Origin of the sequence: Sphingomonas ginsenosidimutans (genome assembly GCF_002374835.1) — a bacterium.
GTDB classification, from domain to species: Bacteria; Pseudomonadota; Alphaproteobacteria; order Sphingomonadales; family Sphingomonadaceae; genus Sphingomonas; species Sphingomonas ginsenosidimutans.
In genome coordinates this window covers 39,172-60,469 of sequence record NZ_NWVD01000011.1, presented here as the reverse complement: position 1 = coordinate 60,469, position 21,298 = coordinate 39,172, and the positions used below count along the sequence as shown (strand labels likewise).

Genomic DNA, 21,298 nt, shown 5'->3' with positions numbered 1-21,298 from the left:
GATCAGGCGACCCGCTGGCCGTCAGCGTCCACGACCTGTTCGCCGTCCTCCTTCGCGAACGCGCCCCGCTGCGCAACGGGCAGCAGATCGAGGACAGCTTCGGACGGACGGCAGAGCTTCACGCCGAGCGGCGAAACGACCACTGGCCGGTTGATGAGGATCGGATGCGTCATCATCGCGTCGACCAGCGCATCGTCTGAGAGCGACGTGTCACCCAGGCCCAGCTCCGCATAAGGGGTTCCCTTCTCGCGCAGCAGATCGCGCGGAGTCATGCCAGCCCGGTCAATCAGCTCGACCAGCAGCGCGCGCGATGGCGGCGTCTTCAGATACTCGACGACGTGCGGCTCGATGCCGGCATTGCGAATCATGGCGAGGGTATTGCGCGACGTGCCGCACTCGGGGTTGTGGTAGATGATTATATCGACAGCCACGGGGCATCCTTTCAGCAACAGGGGGCGAGTTCGGCGATCAGCGGCGCGCACAGTTCCGCGTTGCCCGCGCAGCAGTCTTTCACGAGGAACAGCGTCAGCGCGCGCAGGCCGTCCAGATCGGCGCGATAGATGATCGACCGGCTATGGCGTTCGGAGCGGACCAGGCCGGCGCGGGCGAGAATGCCGAGATGCGCCGACATGGTGTTTTGCGGCACGTCGAGCTGACGTGCGATCTCGCCGGCCGCCATCCCGGCGGGTTCGTGGCGGACCAGCAGGCGAAACACATCCAGGCGCGTTCCCTGCGCCAGCGCGCCCAGCGCAACAATAGCCGAATCGTTTTCCATATATCCAGCATAATGGATATCTTAATCTTCGCCATCCTCTTCGTTGCTCAAATCACAAGCTCGAAGACCGACACGCATTGCGCTCGGGGTGCCGCCAACCCGAGCGCACATATGCGGCACGCTACAGACCGTCGATCACACTCCAGGGTTCACCTAATTCCGGGCCGCACGAGTGCCCGGAACCCAGCCGCGAACCACGGAGGATTCCATGCCCGCGCAAAGACGTCGCGCCCCACGAGGGCGGCCCCGCCGTGCAGCTCCAAGGGCACTCCCCGACGACCTTTACGCCTATGGCGACGATCCAGCGCCACCGAGGCGCAACCCATCGCCGGACGCATTGGACATCGGGAAGTTGTCCGTCTTCGACGATTGGCCAGATAGCATCCCGGTCACGGTGACCGAGGTCGATATTTTCGAACGCTATTTCGGCGACGTTCTCGATCGGCTCTTCCACCCTGTCACTGCACCGCAAGTCGGTGAACCTGCCTTGCATTAGTTACCATCCGATGGTAACAATAGGCCGTGAGTGAGGATCGTGATCCGAGCCTCGACATGCTTCTGGACCTCGATGGCCAAGTGCTCGTCGTCGATCCCGAGGGCGGCCATTGGGTGAAGTTCATCGTCACCCGCGTTCCGGCATCGCCGGAAAAACCGCACGGCCTCGACTACTCGCTCACGCTTCACGGCCCTTCGGGCGAACGGCTGGTCGGTTTCGATAACGCCCATCCGGTCGGCCGGGGCAGGCGCGGCGAGCCGATGGATCATCGCCACCGCCTCCAGACCGTGAAGCCTTATGCCTGGGCGGACGCGGCCACGTTGCTGGCCGACTTCTGGCAGGCGGTGGACGCGGTGTTGAAGGAGCGGGGCGTGCTATGACCACATTGAAAGTCGGGATCGCCGACTATGAGGAAATGAAGGCCCGCACGATGCGGATCGCCAAAGGCGAGGAAAAGCCCGCGCCGGACGATCCCAAGGTGTGGTTCACCTCGACGGAATCCTTCGCGCAAATCCTGTCCAGCGGAAACCGCGAACTGCTGCGCGTCATCCACGATCAGGCTCCGACCTCGCTGGAGGAGCTGTCGCAGATTACCGGACGGACGAAGCCCAGCCTGTCGCGCACCCTCAAGACGATGGCGACCTATGGGATTGTCCGCATGGAGCCGGGTCAGGGCCGAAAGCTCGTGCCGAAGGTGCTGCATGACCGCGTGACGCTGGAATTGCCGCTGCTGCATCCGAGCGAAGCGAAGGGAGGCCACGCATGAACGTTCAGAACCCGAACGTGGCGCAGCGCGCTGCTCTCTATCTCCGCGTCTCGACCACGCGACAGGCCGAGCATGACGTGTCGATCCCCGATCAGCGCAAGCAGGGCGAAACCTATTGCGCCTCGCGCGGCTATCAGCTCGTCGAAACCTTCGTGGAGGCCGGCGCGTCGGCCACCAACGATCGCCGCCCCGAGTTTCAACGGATGATCGAGGCCGGCACGTCGAAGCCCGCGCCGTTCAATGTCGTCGTGGTCCATTCGTTCAGCCGCTTCTTCCGCGATCACTTCGAGTTGGAGTTTTACGTCCGCAAACTGGCGAAGAACGACGTCAAGCTCGTGTCGATCACCCAGGAGATGGGCGACGATCCGATGCACGTCATGATGCGCCAGATCATGGCCCTGTTCGACGAGTATCAGTCGAAGGAGAACGCCAAACACGTCTTGCGCGCCATGAACGAGAACGCCCGTCAGGGCTTCTGGAACGGCGCGCGGCCACCGATCGGCTATCGCATCGTCGCGGCCGAGCAACGTGGATCGAAGACCAAGAAGAAGCTGGAGATCGACCCGCTGCACGCCGAAACGGTCAGGCTCATCTACCGCCTATTCCTCGAAGGCGACGGCACGTCAGGCCCGAAAGGCGTCAAGGCCATCGCCACCTATCTCAACGAGCGGCGCATGTTCACCCGTGACGGCGGGAAATGGGGACTGGCGCAAATCCACGCGATCCTGACCCGAACGACTTATATCGGCGAGCACCGCTTCAACACGCGCTCGCACAAAGACCGCGAAAAGAAGCCGGAGAGTGAAGTGGCGGTCATGGCGGTGCCCCCGCTGATCGAGCGGGAGACGTTCGACGCCGTTCAGGCCCGTCTCAAATCGCGCAATCCGATGGTGGTGCCGGCACGGGTATCGAGTGGCCCGACGCTGCTCACCGGCATCTGCTTCTGCGCGAAGTGCGGCGGCGCGATGACCCTGCGCACCGGCAAGGGCAATGGCGGGCAGTATACCTATTACACCTGCTCGACCAAGGCGCGGCAGGGCAAGACGGGCTGCGAAGGCCGTTCGATCCGCATGGACAAGCTCGACCATCTGGTCGCGGGCCATCTCGAAGAGCGCCTTCTCCAACCGAAGCGGCTGGAGACGATCCTGTCGAGCCTTCTCGACCGCCGGCAGGAACGGGCCGAGCGCCGACGCGAGCATCTGGCAGACTTGAACCGGCGAATCACGGAAACCGATCAGCGCCTCAACCGGCTCTACGACGCGATCGAATCAGGCGTCGCCGAACTCGACGATGTGGGACTGAAAGATCGGATCGCCAATCTGAAAGCCATCCGCGATCAGGCCACGGCAGACGCCGAGCGGATACGGATGACGCTCGACGGCTCGGGCGATCGGGCCGTGACGCCGGACATGATCGACGCCCTTTCGGAGACGGCACGCAGGAGCTTGCGGATTGAAGGCGGCGGCTATCGGCGGGATCACCTGCGCGCCCTCGCCCAGCGCGTCGAGGTCGCCGACGACGAGGTTCGCATCATGGGAAGGAAATCAGACCTGCTTCAAACCCTCGTCGCCGCTTCGAGCGGGGAAACGGCGGCTTTTGCGGTTCGCAGTTCTGTACTGAAATGGCGCGCCCGGAGGGATTCGAACCCCCGACCAAGGAGGTAGAAGCTCCTTGCTCTGTCCAACTGAGCTACGGGCGCCCGGCGATGCGCCTAGCGCGGATTGCGGTGCGGGGGAATGGGCGGCATGATGGCGGGCATGGGGGACACACACGGACTGGAAACGATCGAGGCGACGGCGGTCGCGAACGGGCGGTTCCGTTATTTCGATCTGGTCATGGCGGCGTTCGTCGCGATCCTGTTGCTGTCGAACGTGCTCGGCGCGGGGAAGGTGGCGCAGGTGGTGCTGCCGGGGATCGGGCCGTGGCCGTTCGGGGCGGGCATCCTGTTCTTTCCGGTCAGCTATATCATCGGCGACGTCCTGACCGAGGTGTACGGCTACGCCCATGCGCGGCGCGTCATATGGGTCGGGTTCGCGGCGACGGTGTTCATGGCGCTGATGGCGCGGGTGGTCGTCGCGCTGCCGCCCGCGCCGGACTGGACCAATCAGGCGGCCTACGAGACGATCTTCGGCCAGGTGCCCCGGATCGTCTTTGCCAGCATGTGCGCCTTCTGGGCGGGGGAGTTCGTCAATTCCTACGTCCTGGCGCGGATGAAGGTGCTGACCGAAGGACGGCATCTGTGGATGCGCACGATCGGCTCGACCATCGCGGGGCAGGCGGTCGACAGCCTGATCTTCTACCCGCTCGCCTTCTGGGGGGCGGAGGGATGGACGCATGCGCTGGTCATCCAGGTGTTGTACACGCAATGGGCGCTGAAGGTCGGCTGGGAAGTGCTGCTGACGCCGCTGACCTATTGGGTGATCGGTGCGCTGAAGAAGGCCGAGGGCGTCGACGTGTTCGACCGCGCGACGAACTTTACGCCGTTCCGGGCGAAGGTGTAGGCGGGGCGGGCGGTTGCCTGGGAAAGCTCGGGCGATCGTCGGGGATCGTCGCCCAGGCCGGGGCCGCGTCCGTCCAGATCGTCTGCCGCGGAGGATACAGGTCGGGATCGTCGAGCGTTCCGATCCGCAGGACATAGAGATGCGGGCGCGGTTCGGCATAGCCGCCCACCGGCGTGCCGCAGGTCGGACAGAAATGGCGGTGCATCACGCTGCCCGAATCGGCGACCGATACGTAGTCACCCAGCGCGCCGTCGATCGTCAGCGCGTCACGCGGGACCAGCATGTTGTTGGTCGGCCCGCCGGCCGAGAGATATTGGCACAGCCGGCACCAGCACTGCCGGGTCAGCACCGGCACGGCCGTCAGCGTGTAGCGAACCGCGCCGCACAGGCAGCCGCCCGTGACCGGCGCGGACGCGCTCATGCCCCGATCGTCTCCAGCAGCCCTTCGAACAGGCGCCGCCCGTCGGTGCCGCCATGGGCCGGCTCGATCCGGCGTTCGGGGTGCGGCATCATGCCCAGGACGTTGCCGGCATCGTTCAGCACGCCGGCGATCGCGCGCGCGCTGCCGTTGACCGGCTCGGCATAGCGGAAGGCGACGCGGCCCTCGCCCTCGATCCGGTCGAGCGTTTCGGCATCGGCGACGAAATTGCCGTCGTGATGCGCCACCGGGAAGGACACGCGCTCGCCCGCGGCATAGCGGCCGGTGAAGGCGCTCTGCGCGTTCTCCACCGTCAGCGCGACGTCGCGGCAGACGAAGTTCAGCCCGCCGTTGCGCATCAGCGCCCCCGGCAGCAGCCCCGCCTCGGTCAGCACCTGGAAGCCGTTGCACACGCCCAGCACGGGCATCCCCTTGCCCGCAGCCGCGGCTACCGCGGCCATGATCGGCGAGCGTGCGGCCATCGCGCCGGCGCGAAGATAGTCACCGTAGGAAAAGCCACCGGGAACCGCGACCATGCCGATGCCGTCGGGCAGCGCGGTGTCGCGGTGCCACACCATCGCCGGGGCGCGGCCCGTCACCTGTTCCAGCGCGACCGCCATGTCGCGGTCGCAATTGGAGCCGGGAAAGACGATGACGGCGGTCTTCACGCCTTCTCCACCCGGTAATTCTCGATCACCGTATTGGCGAGCAGCTGGCGGCACATCGCATCGATATCCGCATCGGCGGTGCCCTCGGCGACGTCCAGCTCGATCAGCTTGCCGACGCGGGCGCCGTTGACCCCGGCAAAGCCGAGGCCAGCCAAAGCGTGTTCGATGGCCTTGCCCTGGGGGTCGAGCACGCCGGGCTTGAGCGTCACATGGATGCGCAGTTTCATGGCCGCGCGCTATGCCGCGATGCCGCGCGCGGGGCAATGCCCAACGCACGCGGCGGGGCGGTTACTTGCCGCGGCGCTTGCGGTGGCTTTCCATGTCGAGCACCGCGGTCTCGCCGCCTTCGGGCAGCAGGCCAAGACGCCGCGCGACCTCCTGATAGGCCTCCACCTCGCCGCCCAGATCCTGGCGGAAGCGGTCCTTGTCGAGCTTCTCGTTGGTCTGCATGTCCCACAGGCGGCAGCCATCCGGGCTGATCTCGTCCGCCAGGATGATGCGGCCGTAGTCATTGTCCCAGATGCGCCCGAACTCGAGCTTGAAATCGACCAGCCGGATGCCGACCCCGGCGAACAGCCCGCACAGGAAATCGTTCACACGGATGGCGAGGTCCGCGATGTCGTGCATCTCGTCCTGGCTGGCCCAGCCGAAGGCGGCGATATGTTCGTCGGAGATCATCGGATCGCCGAGCGCGTCGTCCTTGTAATAATATTCGATGATCGTGCGCGGCAACTGGGTGCCTTCCTCGATCCCCAGCCGCTTGGCGAGCGATCCGGCGGCGACGTTGCGCACCACGACCTCGATCGGGACGATCTCCACCTGCCGGATCAGCTGTTCGCGCATGTTCAGCCGGCGGATGAAGTGCGTCGGCACGCCGATATGGCTCAGCAGCGTAAAGACATGCTCGGAAATGCGGTTGTTGAGCACGCCCTTGCCGTTGATCGTGCCCTTCTTCTGCGCGTTGAAGGCGGTGGCGTCATCCTTGAAATACTGGATCAGCGTGCCCGGTTCCGGCCCTTCGTAGAGGATCTTGGCCTTGCCTTCGTAGATCTGCCGCCTGCGCGCCATTCGCTTGATGCCTTCTTCGAAACGGATCGCCCCGGCCGCGACGGGATCGCGATGCCGGGGCGGGAATCGACCACGGGCTATACGGGAAGGGGGCAGGGGGCGCAAATCAGGCGGATGGGGGCGGTGGGGAGGACGCGTCCGTCAGCCGCCGCCACCATGACTGCCCGACTCGACGCCACGCCAGCCACAGGAGTGTCAGGACGACGAGTGGCGGTCCGAGGGTGGCGATGACCCAGAGGATGGCGGTGAGCACCCATCGCGTGGACGCCAGTGCATTGTCCGCCGCGCGCGCCAGCGGGGCCTCGCCGAAGCTGCGTAGCGCGGTTCCGGAAACGTAGCGGAACATCATCGGGGTGCTTGCCAGCAGCGTGCGTTGTTCGGCGATACTGGCCGCGGCAGCGCGTTCGCGGGCCTTGGCTTCTGCGCGCTGGCGCAGCAGTTCGGCGCGCTCGCTGGCCGATCCGGCGGCTGCCAGGTCGCCCTGCGCTGCCGAACCATCCGCCTTCGCGGCTTGTTGCGCGGCGGCTGCGGCGGCCGAAGCCGGGGTGGTATCGGTCCCGCTGATCTCCGCGCTGGACAGCATGCCATCCGATTTTTCGATGACCGCGATCCCCTCCCGCCCGAAAGCGCGGGCGATCGACGGTTCAAGCGCGAACGACAACGACCCGTCGACATCGCGGTCGTCGCCGACGTTATAGGTCATGCCGGTAATGCGGCAGCGCGTGACCCCCAGCCGCTCGCAGGCCTGGGCATGCGCTTCCTGCGCGCCGGCGATATGCCCGGCCGGGAGGCGGAAGCTGTAGTCGTAGCGGAAGGCGACGCCCGGCGCGGCGGTGACGTCGACGCCGAGGCCTGCCTCTTCGCGGCGGTCCTCATCGACGTGATCGGGCCCCTTGCTGCACGCGGTTGCCAGCAGCAACGCTGCGACGATCCATCTCTTCATCTACTATCCCCATCTATATTGTAGAAGATGAAACTATGGCGGCCCGTGCGTCAAGCGCGATCAACGGAACGCGGTGGCCGTTCTATCGCAGCGCCGCCAGGACCAGCCGCTTCGCTTCGCGCCACGCGGCGGTGTCGGGAGTCACCAGTTCGACATGGCCGGTGCGATCGACGCGATGGAGCGTCGCCCGGTCGCTGGCGGCGGTGGCGCGGGCGACGTAATCGGTCGCCATGCGATAGGGGATGATGCGGTCCTCGCGTCCGTTGACCAGATCTTGCGGCACGCCCAACGGGAACAGCCGCGGCACCGACGTGTCGGCATAGGGATCAGTGCGGGCGGTGCCGACCAGCCGTGCGACCACCGCGGTGCCGCAGCCATTGTCGGGGCTGGCGGCGGTCGCTTCCAGATCGGGCAGCCCGCCCAGGCTGACGACATGCGCGATCGGCAGCGGGTCGGCGGTGCGCAGCAGGCTGTCGGCGGGAAGCCGCGCGCGTCCCGCCAGCCACAGCGCAAGATGCCCGCCCGCCGAATGGCCGATCGCGACGACGCGGCGAATATCGAGGTGATATCGCGCGGCATGGTCGCGCAGCGCATCGGCGGCCTGCGCGACGTCGCGGAAGGTGCCAGGATAGCCGCCGCCGTCGCGGTCCACCCCGCGATAGTCGATGTTCCACACCGCGACGCCGGCATCGCGCAGGTCACCCGCAACCCAGTCCATCAGCCGCCGGTCGGCGATCGACGTCTGCCAGCAGCCGCCGTGCACCATCACCACCACCGGATGCGGTCCGGCCCCGCGTGGCACCCACACGTCCACCTTCTGCAGGGCATCTGCGCCATAGGCGACCGTGGCGTCGGCTGCGGGGCGCGGGCGCCGGGTCAGGTCATCCCAGGTCAGCGGGGCGAAAGCGGCGGTGCGGTCGGCGGTCATGGCGGTTGGCGAGCATGATCCCGCCAGCGCGGCGGTGGCAAGCATCAACAGGCGGGGCAGCGTAGCTGTCGGCATCGACACCCCTCTTAACGGATGCGCGTGCGCCTGCTAGTCGCGGTCCACCGATGGCCAAGACCGATCTGACCGACTTTCCCGACAACCCCGCCGTGGGCACGTTCGATGCGCCGTTCGACAGCGCGCTGTCGGAGCGGTACCTCGTTTACGCGCTGTCGACGATCACCGCGCGGTCGCTGCCGGATGTGCGCGACGGGCTCAAGCCGGTGCACCGCCGGCTGTTGTGGGCGATGCGGCTGCTGCGGCTCGATCCGGCGTCGGGCTACAAGAAATGCGCGCGCGTCGTCGGCGACGTGATCGGCAAATATCACCCGCACGGCGACCAGTCCGTCTATGACGCGATGGTCCGGCTGGCGCAGGATTTCGCGCTCCGTTACCCGCTGGTCGACGGTCAGGGCAATTTCGGCAATATCGACGGCGATAATGCCGCCGCCTATCGCTATACCGAGGCGCGGCTGACGCAGGTCGCGATCGACCTGATGGACGGCCTGGACGAGGACGCGACCGAGTTCCGCCCGACCTATAACGGCGAGGAGCAGGAGCCGGAGCTGTTCCCCGGCGCCTTCCCCAATCTGCTGGCCAACGGCGCCAGCGGGATCGCGGTCGGCATGGCGACCAGCATCCCGCCGCACAATGCCGCCGAGCTGCTGGATGCCGCGATCGCGCTAGTCGACGACCGGACCGCCGATCCGCTGGCGTTCGTGAAGGGGCCGGACTTTCCCACCGGCGGGCTGGTCGTCGATGCGCCCGCGATCATCGCGGAGGCCTATGCCACCGGCCGCGGCGCGTTCCGCGTTCGCGCGCGGATCGACAAGGTGGTGGAGAAGGGCGGCGGCTGGCATCTGGTCGTCACCGAAATTCCCTATGGCGTCGCCAAGGGGAAACTGATCGAGCAGCTTGCCGCGCTGATCGAGGACAAGAAGCTGCCGATCCTGGCGGACGTGCGCGACGAATCGGACGAGCAGGTGCGGATCGTGCTGGAGCCGCGCAGCCGCACCGTCGATGCGCAGGTGTTGATGGACGGGTTGTTCCGGCTCTCGGACCTCGAAACGCGCGTACCGCTGAACCTCAACGTCCTCGACAAGGATCGCACCCCACGGGTGATGAGCCTGCGCGAGGCGCTGGCCGCATGGGTCGACCATCAGTTCGTCGTATTGCGCCGGCGGACCGAGCATCGGCTCGGCAAGATCGCCGACCGGCTCGAGTTGCTGGGCGGCTATATCATCGCCTTCCTCAACCTCGACCGGGTGATCGAGATCATCCGTACCGAGGACGAGCCGAAGCCGGTGATGATCGCCGAATTTGCGCTGACCGACCGGCAGGCGGAGGCGATCCTTAACATGCGGCTGCGCAGCCTGCGCAAGCTGGAGGAGATGGAGTTGCGGCGCGAGCGCGACGCGCTGGAGAAGGAGCAGGGCGAGCTGACGACCCTGCTGGGGTCGGAGGCGCGCCAGCGCACGCGGTTGAAGCGCGATCTCGCGAAGATCCGCGACCGCTATGGTGCAGAAACTCCGCTGGGGCGGCGACGCACGGCGATCGAGGAACAGGCCGCGGCGCGCGACATCCCGCTGGAGGCGATGATCGAGCGCGAGCCGATTACCGTCATCCTGTCCGAACGCGGCTGGGTGCGCGCGATGAAGGGCCACGTTGACCTGTCCGCGCCGGAGACGATGAAGTTCAAGGAAGGCGACGGCCCGGCCTTCGCGTTTCATGCGCACACCACCGACAAGCTGCTGCTCGCCGCCGGCAACGGGCGCTTCTACACCCTGGCGGCGGACAAGCTGCCGGGCGGGCGCGGGTTCGGCGAGCCGGTGCGCGCTTCGATCGATCTGGACGGCACCGTGCCGATCGTCGCGTTCCTGCGGGCCGCCGCCGCGCAGCGGCTGCTGGTGGCGGCGAGCGACGGGCGGGGCTTCGTCGTCCCGGCGGCGGAAGTCGTCGCCGAAACGCGCAAGGGCAAGACGGTGATGACGCCGCGCATCGGCGCGCGGCTGATGCTGGTCCGCCCGGTCGGCGCCGCCGACGATTACGTCGCGGTGATCGGCGACAATCGCAAGCTGGCGGTGTTTCCGATCGGCGAATTGCCGGAAATGACCCGCGGGCAAGGGGTGCAGCTGCAACGCTATCGCGATGGCGGGCTGGCCGACGCGCGCACGCTGGTGTTCGCGGACGGGCTGAGCTGGGCCATGGGCGGTGCGAGCGGGCGCGTGCGCACCGAGGCGGATCTGACCCCGTGGCGCACCGCGCGCGGGGCCGCAGGTCGCATGGCACCCACCGGATTTCCGCGCGACAATCGCTTCTGAACGCGGCGGCACACCGGCGTCGCGCCGTAAGTCACCTTTAACGACTTAACCTTATTAGCCATCCTGATGGCAGTCGGGGCGACAGCGAAAAGGGGGGGAGCCTTTACCCCGCATGTGGTGGGGCCGGGCCTCTCCGCAAGCGAGGGCGCGCTCGAACTCATTCCGATCCCGTTGGTGATGGCCCGCCTACAGGGTGATTGTACGGTCTGGGAAATCCATAACCGCGCTTTCGCCCGCGCGGGGCTGGCGAGCGAGGAAGGACTGGTCGCGCTGGTCACCGATTTCCTGCAATCGGATGAACTGCGCACGGAAGTGGATTGGCAGGCGGGCGCCGCCGTCGAGCGGCGCCACTATCGCATCACGCTGTCGCGGATGACTCATCGCCGCGACCCGGTGTGCATGGTGTCGCTGGTCGATCAGACCGCCGAGGTGCGCACCGAAGACACGCTGCGCCGCGAAATGGCGACCGACAGCCTGACCGGCCTGCCCAACCGCGGCGGGTTTACCGATGCGCTGGAAGCAATGATGGGCGCGGGCGCGCGGCGCTGGGCGGTGCTGATGATCGACCTGGAGCGATTCAGCCGCTTCAACGCCTGTCTGGGCTCGCTGGCCGGGGACGAACTGCTCATCACCGTCGCGCGTCGCATCAAGGGCGCGCTTCGCGCGCGCGACGTGCTGGCGCGTACCGGCGGGGACGAATTCGGCGTGTTGCTGGCGATCGACCAGAGCGCGCAGGAAGTCGATCATGTCGCGCGCCGCATCCGCGACGTCCTTTCGACGCCGTTCCGCCTGAGCGACTACGAAATCCGCGTGTCGTGCGCGATCGGCATCGCGTTCGGCGATCCGACCGTTTCCGATGCGGAGGACGTCATCCGCCACGCGCAGGTGGCGATGAAGAAATCAAAGGCGTCGAAGGTCGCCGAGGCATATCACACCCACGCGCTGGATTCCGCGCGTGAGGAATTCGCGATGGAAACCGCGCTGCGGCGCGCGATCGAGAACGATCAGCTGTCGCTGGTCTTTCAGCCGATCTGCGATCTGGCGACCGGTCGGGTCAGCGGGTTCGAGGCGCTGTCGCGCTGGACCGACGAAGACGGCGTATCCCACGATCCGGCGCGCTTCATCCAGGTGGCGGAAGAATCGGGGCTGATCGTGCCGCTGGGCCGCTGGGCGCTGGGCACCGCCACGCGCACGCTGGCATCATGGGATGCGCGCCACGGCGGCAATTGCGGGATCAGCCTTGCGGTCAACCTGTCCCCGATCCAGCTGCAGCGCGACAGCATCCCGCAGGCGGTGGAACATGCGCTGGCCGCCGCCGGGCTGGCGGGCGAGCGGCTGAAGCTGGAACTGACTGAAAGCGCGATCATCGCCGATCCCGATCGCATGTCGCACGTGCTGATGGCGCTGAAGGATCTTGGCGCGATGATCGCGATGGACGATTTCGGCACCGGCTTTTCGAACCTCGCCTCGCTTCAGCGGCTGCCGATCGACCTGCTGAAGATCGACCGCAGCTTCGTCACCGGCCTGTTGCAGGACCGCGACAAGGTGGCGATTGTCCGCGCGATCCTCAGCCTGGCGCAGGCGCTGGGCATGGCGACGGTGGCCGAGGGGATCGAGACGATCGAAGTCGGGCAGACGCTTGCCGCGCTCGGCTGCAACTTCGGCCAAGGCTATGCCTATTCGCGTCCGCTGGCGGCGGACGCGGCCTATCAATATCTGCTCGATCGCAACAGCTGATCGACTTCCTCGTCCGCGATCTGCGCGACGCGCGCGGCATCGGGGAAATTCTCGGCGATCCAGCGCCCCTCGATCGTTTTGAGCGTGCGTGCGACGTCTGGTCCCCGTGCCAGCCCGCGCTCCACCAATGCGCCGCCGCCGATCGGTAGCACCGGAGGCTGCCAGCCGTGCAGCGCCGATACCTCTCCGCCGGACAGCAGCAGCCGGTCGATCGCGGTCTGCGTTCCGGTGCGGTAGGCGAGGGCACGCGCGCCTTCATCCCCGACATCGCCGCCCGCCTGGATCAACCGCTTGCGATCCGCATTCGACAGCTTCAGCCGCGCGCCGACGCTTTCGGCTGCGCTGGCAGGCACCAGCGCGGCGAGCCGGCGGACGGGATCGGCCGCGATGCCATCCGCCGCCTCGCGGCGCGCCAGCGTATCGAGCCGCGCGACGCCCTCCGCGGTGATCTCCGGCAATACGGGGCGCAGGATGCCGCGCTCCTCCATCACCGCCACCGCCGCCACCGCACCCGGCGCGACCAGCAGCTTCAGCAGCTCGGATGCGATGCGTTCCCGGCTGAGGGCCATCAGGTCGTTGGCGCGCGCCGTGCACGCCTCCAGCGCATCTTGGTCGATCGTCGTGCCGAAGCGCGCGTGAAAGCGGAAGAATCGCAGGATGCGCAGGTGATCCTCCGCGATCCGGCGATAGGGATCCCCGATGAACCGCACGCGCCGCGCCGCCAGGTCGTCCAGCCCGCCGAACCAGTCGAACAAGGTGCCGTCCGCCGGATCGGCATAAAGCGCGTTGATCGTGAAATCGCGCCGCGCCGCATCCTCGCGCCAATCGTCGGCAAAGGCGACCACCGCGTGTCGCCCGTCGGTGGCGACGTCGTGGCGCAGCGTGGTGACCTCCACCACCGTCCCCTCGCTCACCGCGGTGACGGTGCCATGGGCGATGCCGGTGGGGATCGCCTTGATCCCCGCCGCCTCGAGCCGCCGCACCACGTCGTCCGGGCGCAGATCGGTGGCGATGTCGATGTCGGCGACGTCCAGTCCCAGCAACGTATCGCGCACCGCGCCGCCGACGTAGCGCGCATGGCCGCCCGCGGCGTCCAGCGCCGCCGCCAGCCGGTCGAGCCCGGGACGATGGCGCCACGGCGCTTCGGGCAGCCGCTGTCCCTGGATGCCGCTCATATCCCCCATCGCAGCCGGCGCGACAGGTTCACGATCATGCCGGCGGTCGCGCCCCAGATCCGGCGATCCTGCCACATCATCTCGTAATAATGGCGCTCGCGTCCCTGCCACATCGTCGACACGGCGCGGTGGTTCGCACTGTCCAGCAAGAAATCGAGCGGCACTTCGAACACGCTCGCCACTTCCGCCTCGCTGGGGACCAGCGCCAGATCGGGCGGGACGATCGCGAGGATCGGCGTGATGCTGAACCCCGTGCCGGTGCGATAGCGGTCGGCTGCGCCGATCACCCGCACCGCATCGGGCGGCAGTGCGATCTCCTCGTCCGCCTCGCGCAACGCCGCAGTCACCGCATCCTCGCCCGGATCGATCCGGCCGCCGGGGAAGGCGACCTGTCCGGCGTGCTTGCGCAGCGTCTCGGTACGCTGGGTCAGGATCAGGCCGGGGCGCGGCCGGTCGGTGATCGGCACCAGCACCGCCGCGGCGGCCATCGCATCGTGTTCCGGCAGATCGTCCTGATCGCTTTCGATCAGCGCGGTCTCCGCCGGGGAAACCAGCGCGGCGGCGAGCCGCTCGGCCAGCGCCGTCATTCGGGCTGGAGCGGGAAGAAGGCGCCAGCGCTCCACAGGCCGGGCGGCGTCTCGTCGCCCGCCAGCGCGCGCTCCGCCAGATCGTAGTAGATCGCGCGCGAAACCAGCGCGTCCAGACCGCCGCGCACGCGCACATAGGGGTGGGGGCCGTCGTCGCGCTCCTCGAAGCGCAACGGATGGTCGGGGCCGGCGGTGACGACCTCGCCGGTGTTCAGGCGGAACGCCAGCATCGCGTCGCGCCCGTCGCCCTCGGCCTTCATTTCGACCGCGACGAACGGGGCGTCCTCCACCGCGATGTCGAGCTTCTCGACCGGGGTGACCAGGACATAGCCGCCGTCGGGTTCGCGGCGCAGGATGCGGCTGAACGCGCGCACCATCGCAAGCCGGCCGATCGGCGAACCCTGATGAAACCAGGTGCCGTCGCGCGCGATCCGCATCTCGCTGTCGCCGCAATGATCGGGGTGCCAGCGGTCGACCGGCGGCAGGCGGTCGGCATCGGCCAGCCGCGCGATGTCGGCGAGCGTCAGTGTATCGAATTCGGGGGGCGGCGCCATCGGCATGTCCGCCAGTTAGGGAGCCGTACCGCGCGGGTAAAGGGCGAGGGGCCGATAACCGTCAGGCGACCGCCGTAACGCGCGGGCCGATCGCCCCCGTACCGGCGGGCACCCCCGGTCCGCGCGCCAGCAGGCGGCGTGCCTCGACCGGGCCGGGCAGTCGCCACCCCGCGGTCGCCTCCGCCGAAAAGCCGAAGAAGCGACCGTAATATTCGGGATCACCGATCAGCATCAGGGCGTCGCCGCGCGCGTCCGCCGCGGCCAGCGACGCGGCGACCAGTGCGCGCCCGATGCCGCCCTGCTGGCGCTCCGGGTCGACCGCCACCGGACCGACCAGCACCAGCGGCACGTCACACCCGTCGTCCCCGGCGAAGCGCACCGGCCAGCACTGGATCGATCCGACCAATTCGTCCCCGTCGACCGCGGCAATGCTCAGCTCCGGGATAGCGGAGGTCCCGGCACGCAGGCGATAGGCGGTGCGACCGTGCCGGTCGGTGCCGAACGCACGGTCAAGCAACCGCTCCACCGCATCCGCATCCACCGTCGTGATCGGCACCATCTGGACCACCGCCGCATCCTGCCCAATACCGGGCATGGACGCCCGGGCGCGGGCGCTTTAGCGAGACTGGGACCGAACGCAACCGGAATGACCGTCTGATGAAGCTTTACGATGCCGCCTGGGCGCCCAGCCCCCGCCGCGTGCGGGTCTATCTCGCCGAAAAGGCGATCCAGGTGGAGCGCGTCCCGATCGACCTGGCGACGGGCGAGCATCTGGGGGAGGCCTATCGCGCGCTGGTGCCGCGCGGTGTGGTGCCGGCGCTGGAGCTGGACGACGGGGAGGTGATCGTCGAATCATCGGCCATCTGTCGCTTCTTCGAGGCGCTGCACCCCGAGCCGCCGCTGTTCGGGGTGCGTCCGGTGGAGGTCGCGCGCATCGAAGGCTGGACCCGGCGGATCGAGGCGGAGGGCTATGCGGCGGCCGCCTATGCGCTGCGCAACGGCGTCCCTGCCTTCGCGGGGCGCGGCTTGCCCGGTCACTGGCCGGAGGTGGCGCAGATCCCCGCGCTGGTCGATCGCGCGCGGGTGATGTGGGCCGGTTTCGCCGCGGCGCTCGACCGGCAACTGTCGCAGAATGAATGGGTTGCGGGCGATCGTTACAGCTTTGCCGACATCACCGCGCTGGTCACGATCGACTTCGCACGGCGTGCCAGGCTGACGCTGCCCGAGGGGGCGGAGCATATCGCGCGCTGGTACGGCATCGTCACCGCTCGCCCGAGTGCGGAGGCATGAGCGCGATGGACGATACGCTGGAACTGGAGGTGCACGACCTGGAAGTGCAGGTGCTGACCGGCATCTACTCCGAGGAAACGCATCTGCCGCAGCCCTTGCGGATCTCGCTGACCGTTCTGCTCGACGCCCCCGATCGCTACGCCCCGGACACCCCGCTCAGCGCGTCGAAGAACTACCTCGACCTGCGCCATGCCGCGACCGATGCGCTGGCGCCGGCGGGACATTTCACGCTGATCGAGGCGGTTGCCGATCATATCGCCGAGACGCTGTTCCTCCAGGACCGCCGCGTCCGCCGCGTGAAGGTGAAGATCGTCAAGCTGGCGATCGCCGAGGCCGGCGAATCGATCGGAATCACCCTGATACGGCACCGCCGCTAGCGTCTGTCCCATTCCGGCACGTGCCCAGCTGCTCGATGACGACGCGATAGTCGGCACGCGCCTGCTCGGCATCGTCCGCGGACAATGCCGCGGTGCTGCGTTCCGGCAGCGCACGCGGCAAGAAACAGGCCAGGCGATACCACAACAGCGTGTCGCGGGCCGGGGCGGCCGCCGAATCGTCGATGATCTCGCTGGTGGCGACCGACCAGCGCGGTTGTTCGCCCGGACGGCGCAGGATCGACAGTGCGGCGGGGCGATCGTCCCGCGTTTTCAGGAAGATCTGCGTTTCGCCCTCGCCCGGCAGCGCACCGGGTACGTGGAAGGCGTTGCGCACGTCGGTGACGACCGGCGGCGCGTCCGGCGCGGCCGCATCCTGCGCGATCCGCCGCGTTAGCGCGTCGAGCGCGGGCGACCAGTCGCGTTGCGCGCCGGGCGTGACGAGCTGAAGCTGGTCGGGCCGCCCCGCGACGGGGCGGGCGAAGGCGATGACGCGGCGCTTCTTCAGACTGGGGGTACGCCCGCGCCAATCAGGCGCGACATCGACCAGCCAGCCGATTCGGGCCGGGATCGCGCCGGTGCCGCGGATCAGTGCCGCAACATCCGCCTCGACATAAAAGCGCGTGTGACCCGCGGCGACGCCGGCGGCCTCCGCGCCCTTGATCCGCGCGGCGGACCGGATGGTGGCGTCGACGATGACCGGGCTGTCGATCACCAGACCGGCGACCTCTTCGTAAACCGGTGCGGATTCAACCGCCTGTGCGGCCGGGGTTTGCGAACTCGCGGGGCCGGCGGCTAAGGCCATCAGCGGCAGCGCGAGAAAAATGTGCGGGACTCGGCGAAGCGCGGGTGAGGTCATGCGATCCGCCTACGTCAACCTTGATGAACGATACAGAAATAATTCTGTCGCGGTTCGATTGTACGTTTGTTGCGCATGACAAAGCGTTTGCGTCGCCAAAAGCGGCGCGATAGGACTTGGCGGTCTGTGGCCTATCGCATGAAGGGCTGCGGAACGGTTAACACCCGGTCGGACAACGGTGTCCGATCACCCCAAGGGCCGCAGGATGAGGGAGTTTCGTTGCTGAATGGCCTATTCTGACCAGAAGATGAGCGGGGGCAAGATTGGCGCGCTGGTTATCGTCGCGCTGATTCACGTCGCTCTCGGCTATGCCTTCATAACCGGCCTCGCGACGAATTTCGTCAAGAAGCAGGTCGAGAAGCTGAACACGTTCGACGTCGAGGAGCCACCGCCCCCGCCGCCGGATGAGCCGCCGCCCCCTCCGCCCGACGTGCCGATGACGCCGCCGCCGGTCGTGTCGCCGCCGCCGATCGTCCAGAACCCGAACCCGCCGCCCGTCGCGATCCAGACGGTTCCGACGCCGCCGCCGGTCTATGTGCCGTCGCCGGTCGTCGCACCGCCTGCGCCGCCCGCGCCGCCGCCGCCCGCTCCCCCCACGGTGAGCAAGGCCGCTGCGTCCAAGGGTGACGAGCTGAGCTGGTTCTCGGCGGACGATTACCCCCCGTCGGCGCTGCGTGCCGAGGAGCAGGGGACCGTCGGCATCGCATGGACCGTGAATGCGCAGGGGCGCGCGGAAAACTGTCGCGTGACGTCGTCCAGCGGCTCGTCCGCTCTCGACCAGGCGACGTGCCGCATCCTGGAACGTCGCGGGCGTTACTCCCCGGCGCTCGACGCCGCGGGTAACCCGATGGCGACGACCCGGAGCCGGCGCGTGACGTGGCGCCTGCCGCAGAACTGATCTTTGCGTAGATCGACCGAACGAAACAAACCTATTCAGTCAGAGGACTAGAGCTAAAATGATCATCAACATCCTCGCCGCGGGTGGGACCGCGGCAGCCGAAAACCAGTTCGGCCTGCAGCAGGCGCTGAAGGAAGGCGGCATTATCTCGCAGTCGGTGTTCACCATCCTGGTGATCATGTCGGTGGTGTCGTTCTACATCCTGTTCTCCAAGCTGTTCGAACAGCAGAAGATCCTGAACCAGGCGAAGCGCGTCCGCGCCAGCTTCTGGAACAGCACCTCGCTGCGCGAAGGCTCGGCGAAGCTGGAGAAGAACTCGGCCTACAAGCAGCTGGTCGACGACGGCCTGGCCGCGCAGGAGCAGCACTCGAAGCTGACCGATCCGGTTGAGGCGCACGACTGGCTGCACGGTTCGCTGGCCCGCTCGGAAGCGGCGATCAACTCTAAGCTGGGCGGCGGTCTCGCCTTTCTGGCGACCGTGGGCGCGACCGCGCCGTTCATCGGTCTGTTCGGTACCGTCGTCGGCATCTACCGCGCGCTGATCAAGATCGGCGCGTCGGGCGATCCCTCGATCGACAAGGTCGCCGGTCCGGTCGGTGAGGCGCTCATCATGACCGCGCTCGGCCTGGTCGTCGCGGTGCCGGCGGTGCTCGCCTACAACTGGCTGCAGCGCCGCAACAAGTCGATCGCGGAAGACCTGTCGGCCTTCTCGAACGACGTGCTGGGCTTCCTGGCCTCGAACGGCGCGGTGAAGCCGGCGGCTGCGGGCGCGGCGCCCAAGGCTCCGGTGAAGCCGGCGGCGACCACGACCGCCGGCCAGACCGGTGGCGTGCCGACCCGCCCGTAAGATAAAAGGGGTACGCGGGGCCGCCCTTGCGGTGGCCCCGTTCATCACCTGCCGCTGCTTCCTTGTGGTCCGCAAGGATCGGAAGCGAGGCGGCGGAACGAAGGAATAGGAAAGCCTGATCCATGGCGATGAGCGTTGGCGGAAATTCCGCTGAAGAAAAACCGATGTCGGACATCAACACGACGCCTCTCGTGGACGTCATGCTGGTGCTCCTCATCATCTTCCTGATCGCGGTGCCGGTCGCCATCCAGACGGTGAAGGGCATCAAGCTGCCCAATGTCACCTTCGATCCCACCACGACCAAGCCCGAGAACGTCTCGCTGTCGGTCACCGGTAACAACGGCACCTGCCAGGTATATTGGGGCATCACCCCGGTCACCCATCAGGAACTGCTGGATCGTGCGGTCGCCAAGCTGAAGACCGAAATCGATCGTCAGGGCGGCGCAGGCAACCCCGATCTCGAACTGCCCGAAGCGCATATCCGCGCCGACGTCGCCACGCCGTGGCGCTGCGTCGCCGGGACGATCTACAACATGCAGATGGCCGGCTTTGCGAAGGTCGGGTTCATCTCGCAGCCGGCCGTCGCCGGTTAAGGAGTAGCTGACATGGCAATGAGTGGTGGCCGCGATGACGGCGAACCGATGATGGAAATGAACACGACGCCGTTGATCGACGTCATGCTCGTGCTCCTCATCATGTTCATCATCACCCTCCCGGTGCCGACCCACGCGGTGAAGGTCGACCTGCCGGTCAACGATCCGAAGGCGGTCAAGCCGCCGGTCGATCCGATCAAGAACAAGATCGCGATCGACGTGACCGGTAACGTCACCTGGAACGGCGCGCCGGTGAACTCGACGCTGCTGCGCCAGTATCTGGATCAGTCGGCGGCGATGAACCCCGAGCCGGAACTGCAGTTCCAGCCCGATCCGGCGACACGCTACGACGTCGTCGATCAGACGCTGGCGGAGATCAAGCGGTCGAACATCACGAAGCTCGGCTTCGTCGGCAACGAGCAATATTACCGCGATTTCTGATCGCGGCGATTCGGCTCACTGTCGAACCATCGGACGATGTACGGGCGGCCCCTATGGGCCGCCCGTTTTCGTTCGTGCCGGCTCCAGGCCTTGGCGGGCAGGCTTAGGGCGGCCTTCCATCCAAGCGGGACGGGGCGGCCCCCGGGGCAGCCAGTTGTTGCGCTACGGTCGCGATCAAGGTGGGGATGCGGCCGGGAGCTATCCTGCTGCACGGCGCGAGGTCCGGTAATGCACGTGGGCTCGCGGGGCAAAGCGCGCGGTGTTTCAGCGCCGGTCGTGTCCAGGAGCGGCTCCGGCGTCTGCGCACTGCCGCAGCGACCTGGACGGAAAATTCGATGACTCCGCGTCCAACCCGTTGAGGTCTGTCGCTCATTCAAACGGCACCCAGCCTCACTCTCGCGAAGGGGCATTCAAAGCACTTGCCAATATGACATAACGATGACACTTTGTCTGTCATAAAACAGTAACCGAAGCATTGGGCGGAGGTCAGTGACAGGAGACGGTGATGGGCAGGATCGTGACGATCGCGGCGGTGGCAGTGGCAATGGTCGCTACCCCGGCGATGGCGAAGGACCGGGTCGGTTATAAAGCGATTTCGGCGGGCAGCCTGTCGCAGGCCGAGGCGACGCTGACGCGGGAACGCATCATTTTTCCCAGTCGTCCCGAGCTGATGCTCAACCTGGCTGCCGTCTACGCGCGCACCGGTCGCATCGATCAGGCTCGCGCGCTGTACGGCGAGGTGATGGCGCGCGAGGCGGTGCCGATGGACCTTGCGGATGGCGCGGTGCTGTCGTCGCATGAAATCGCACGGCGCGGACTTGCCCGACTGGGAGCGACAATAGCGTCACGATGAGATGCGGATCGGCAACAGCTGTTGCTAAAATGAAACTTTCGGAGGGGTGGGCGGTGGAAGCTTCCTGCCCCTTCTGCGTTGTCGCCGATCGCGGCGGTGTGGCAATCGCCGATCAAATTCCCCGCGCCGTCGTCCATAGACTCGCCCAT

The 21,298-nt window shown here is 67.2% G+C and carries 26 protein-coding genes, 1 tRNA gene and 1 pseudogene; 13 read left to right on the top strand and 15 right to left on the bottom strand.

Going from position 1 to position 21,298, the window contains the following annotated elements; translation table 11 throughout:
• Positions 1–2: 2 nt before the first annotated feature.
• A complete protein-coding gene (gene arsC, locus COA17_RS16595; RefSeq protein WP_096613897.1) occupies positions 3–431 on the bottom strand; it encodes an arsenate reductase (glutaredoxin) in 429 nt (142 codons plus the stop codon).
• An 11-nt stretch (positions 432–442) separates the two neighbouring features.
• A complete protein-coding gene (locus COA17_RS16590; RefSeq protein WP_096613895.1) occupies positions 443–775 on the bottom strand; it encodes an ArsR/SmtB family transcription factor in 333 nt (110 codons plus the stop codon).
• Positions 776–1,327: 552 nt separating this feature from the next.
• Between COA17_RS16590 and COA17_RS16580 the strand changes: the two genes are divergently transcribed.
• From COA17_RS16580 to COA17_RS19945, 3 genes and pseudogenes are all read left to right on the top strand, one after another.
• Positions 1,328–1,651 carry a toxin-antitoxin system TumE family protein gene (locus tag COA17_RS16580; RefSeq protein WP_245857891.1) on the top strand — a complete coding sequence of 108 codons (324 nt, stop codon included), beginning with the start codon at positions 1,328–1,330 and terminating at the stop codon, positions 1,649–1,651.
• Positions 1,648–2,037, top strand: coding sequence for an HVO_A0114 family putative DNA-binding protein (locus tag COA17_RS16575; protein WP_096613889.1), 390 nt, complete (start codon positions 1,648–1,650; stop codon positions 2,035–2,037). The genes COA17_RS16580 and COA17_RS16575 overlap by 4 nt, the downstream gene beginning before the upstream one ends.
• A pseudogene (locus tag COA17_RS19945) lies at positions 2,034–3,083 on the top strand (recombinase family protein); the annotation flags it as partial. The gene COA17_RS16575 and the pseudogene COA17_RS19945, both read left to right, overlap by 4 nt.
• Positions 3,084–3,305: 222 nt before the next feature.
• Here the strand turns inward: COA17_RS19945 and COA17_RS19940 are convergent.
• Both COA17_RS19940 and COA17_RS16565 read right to left on the bottom strand, forming a co-directional pair.
• A complete protein-coding gene (locus COA17_RS19940) occupies positions 3,306–3,518 on the bottom strand; it encodes a hypothetical protein (protein WP_245857889.1) in 213 nt (70 codons plus the stop codon).
• Between the two features lie 141 nt (positions 3,519–3,659).
• Positions 3,660–3,736, bottom strand: a tRNA-Arg gene (locus tag COA17_RS16565).
• A gap of 58 nt (positions 3,737–3,794) precedes the next feature.
• Between COA17_RS16565 and COA17_RS16560 the strand changes: the two genes are divergently transcribed.
• On the top strand, positions 3,795–4,538 hold the full coding sequence (locus tag COA17_RS16560; RefSeq protein ID WP_096613923.1) for a queuosine precursor transporter: 744 nt from the start codon (positions 3,795–3,797) through the stop codon (positions 4,536–4,538).
• Here the strand turns inward: COA17_RS16560 and COA17_RS16555 are convergent.
• The 6 genes from COA17_RS16555 to COA17_RS16530 form a co-directional block, all read right to left on the bottom strand.
• Positions 4,513–4,959, bottom strand: coding sequence for a GFA family protein (locus COA17_RS16555; RefSeq protein ID WP_096613887.1), 447 nt, complete (start codon positions 4,957–4,959; stop codon positions 4,513–4,515). The two genes, COA17_RS16560 and COA17_RS16555, sit on opposite strands and share 26 nt — an antisense overlap.
• Positions 4,956–5,624, bottom strand: a complete 669-nt coding sequence (gene purQ / locus COA17_RS16550; RefSeq protein WP_066484677.1) for a phosphoribosylformylglycinamidine synthase subunit PurQ — start codon at positions 5,622–5,624, stop codon at positions 4,956–4,958. The genes COA17_RS16555 and purQ overlap by 4 nt, the downstream gene beginning before the upstream one ends.
• Complete coding sequence (purS, locus tag COA17_RS16545; protein WP_066484682.1) at positions 5,621–5,851, bottom strand: phosphoribosylformylglycinamidine synthase subunit PurS; 231 nt, start codon at positions 5,849–5,851, stop codon at positions 5,621–5,623. Before purS ends, purQ begins: the two co-directional genes overlap by 4 nt.
• A 61-nt stretch (positions 5,852–5,912) precedes the next feature.
• The gene (gene purC / locus COA17_RS16540; protein WP_066710613.1) at positions 5,913–6,692 is read right to left on the bottom strand and encodes a phosphoribosylaminoimidazolesuccinocarboxamide synthase; all 780 of its coding nucleotides are present in this window, start codon (positions 6,690–6,692) and stop codon (positions 5,913–5,915) included.
• A 106-nt stretch (positions 6,693–6,798) separates the two neighbouring features.
• On the bottom strand, positions 6,799–7,635 hold the full coding sequence (locus COA17_RS16535; protein WP_096613885.1) for a hypothetical protein: 837 nt from the start codon (positions 7,633–7,635) through the stop codon (positions 6,799–6,801).
• Positions 7,636–7,717: 82 nt separating this feature from the next.
• Positions 7,718–8,638: an alpha/beta hydrolase gene (locus COA17_RS16530; RefSeq protein WP_245857888.1), complete on the bottom strand. Its 921-nt coding sequence runs from the start codon at positions 8,636–8,638 to the stop codon at positions 7,718–7,720.
• Between the two features lie 50 nt (positions 8,639–8,688).
• Here COA17_RS16530 and parC point away from each other — a divergent pair, with 50 nt between their 5' ends.
• The gene (parC, locus tag COA17_RS16525; protein ID WP_096613881.1) at positions 8,689–10,941 is read left to right on the top strand and encodes a DNA topoisomerase IV subunit A; all 2,253 of its coding nucleotides are present in this window, start codon (positions 8,689–8,691) and stop codon (positions 10,939–10,941) included.
• A 177-nt stretch (positions 10,942–11,118) separates the two neighbouring features.
• Positions 11,119–12,678, top strand: a complete 1,560-nt coding sequence (locus tag COA17_RS16520) for a putative bifunctional diguanylate cyclase/phosphodiesterase (RefSeq protein ID WP_231738506.1) — start codon at positions 11,119–11,121, stop codon at positions 12,676–12,678.
• On the opposite strand, the gene COA17_RS16515 is transcribed toward COA17_RS16520, so the two are convergent.
• The 4 genes from COA17_RS16515 to COA17_RS16500 are packed head-to-tail and all read right to left on the bottom strand — an operon-like array spanning position 12,651 to position 15,562.
• Positions 12,651–13,853 (bottom strand): CCA tRNA nucleotidyltransferase, encoded by a 1,203-nt coding sequence (locus COA17_RS16515; RefSeq protein ID WP_096613878.1) that lies wholly within the window; start codon positions 13,851–13,853, stop codon positions 12,651–12,653. The genes COA17_RS16520 and COA17_RS16515 overlap by 28 nt on opposite strands.
• Positions 13,850–14,440, bottom strand: coding sequence for a CoA pyrophosphatase (locus COA17_RS16510; RefSeq protein WP_096613876.1), 591 nt, complete (start codon positions 14,438–14,440; stop codon positions 13,850–13,852). The genes COA17_RS16515 and COA17_RS16510 overlap by 4 nt, the downstream gene beginning before the upstream one ends.
• Positions 14,437–15,000 carry a DUF1285 domain-containing protein gene (locus COA17_RS16505; protein ID WP_096613874.1) on the bottom strand — a complete coding sequence of 188 codons (564 nt, stop codon included), beginning with the start codon at positions 14,998–15,000 and terminating at the stop codon, positions 14,437–14,439. The genes COA17_RS16510 and COA17_RS16505 overlap by 4 nt, the downstream gene beginning before the upstream one ends.
• 55 nt (positions 15,001–15,055) lie before the next feature.
• Positions 15,056–15,562 (bottom strand): GNAT family N-acetyltransferase, encoded by a 507-nt coding sequence (locus COA17_RS16500; protein ID WP_096613872.1) that lies wholly within the window; start codon positions 15,560–15,562, stop codon positions 15,056–15,058.
• Positions 15,563–15,651: 89 nt separating this feature from the next.
• Between COA17_RS16500 and COA17_RS16495 the strand changes: the two genes are divergently transcribed.
• Together COA17_RS16495 and COA17_RS16490 are read left to right on the top strand one after the other, a co-directional pair.
• A complete protein-coding gene (locus COA17_RS16495) occupies positions 15,652–16,284 on the top strand; it encodes a glutathione S-transferase family protein (RefSeq protein WP_096613870.1) in 633 nt (210 codons plus the stop codon).
• 5 nt (positions 16,285–16,289) lie between these two features.
• Positions 16,290–16,661, top strand: a complete 372-nt coding sequence (locus COA17_RS16490) for a dihydroneopterin aldolase (protein WP_066484847.1) — start codon at positions 16,290–16,292, stop codon at positions 16,659–16,661.
• On the opposite strand, the gene COA17_RS16485 is transcribed toward COA17_RS16490, so the two are convergent.
• Positions 16,636–17,373: a hypothetical protein gene (locus COA17_RS16485; RefSeq protein ID WP_245857886.1), complete on the bottom strand. Its 738-nt coding sequence runs from the start codon at positions 17,371–17,373 to the stop codon at positions 16,636–16,638. The two genes, COA17_RS16490 and COA17_RS16485, sit on opposite strands and share 26 nt — an antisense overlap.
• Positions 17,374–17,743: 370 nt before the next feature.
• Between COA17_RS16485 and COA17_RS16480 the strand changes: the two genes are divergently transcribed.
• From COA17_RS16480 to COA17_RS16460, 5 genes are all read left to right on the top strand, one after another.
• Positions 17,744–18,415, top strand: coding sequence for an energy transducer TonB (locus tag COA17_RS16480; protein ID WP_096613868.1), 672 nt, complete (start codon positions 17,744–17,746; stop codon positions 18,413–18,415).
• Positions 18,416–18,473: 58 nt separating this feature from the next.
• Complete coding sequence (locus tag COA17_RS16475; protein WP_066484164.1) at positions 18,474–19,262, top strand: MotA/TolQ/ExbB proton channel family protein; 789 nt, start codon at positions 18,474–18,476, stop codon at positions 19,260–19,262.
• A gap of 122 nt (positions 19,263–19,384) precedes the next feature.
• The gene (locus COA17_RS16470) at positions 19,385–19,855 is read left to right on the top strand and encodes an ExbD/TolR family protein (RefSeq protein WP_096613866.1); all 471 of its coding nucleotides are present in this window, start codon (positions 19,385–19,387) and stop codon (positions 19,853–19,855) included.
• A gap of 12 nt (positions 19,856–19,867) precedes the next feature.
• The gene (locus COA17_RS16465; RefSeq protein ID WP_066484168.1) at positions 19,868–20,296 is read left to right on the top strand and encodes an ExbD/TolR family protein; all 429 of its coding nucleotides are present in this window, start codon (positions 19,868–19,870) and stop codon (positions 20,294–20,296) included.
• A gap of 517 nt (positions 20,297–20,813) precedes the next feature.
• Complete coding sequence (locus COA17_RS16460) at positions 20,814–21,149, top strand: tetratricopeptide repeat protein (RefSeq protein WP_245857885.1); 336 nt, start codon at positions 20,814–20,816, stop codon at positions 21,147–21,149.
• The last annotated feature ends 149 nt before the right edge of the window (positions 21,150–21,298 follow it).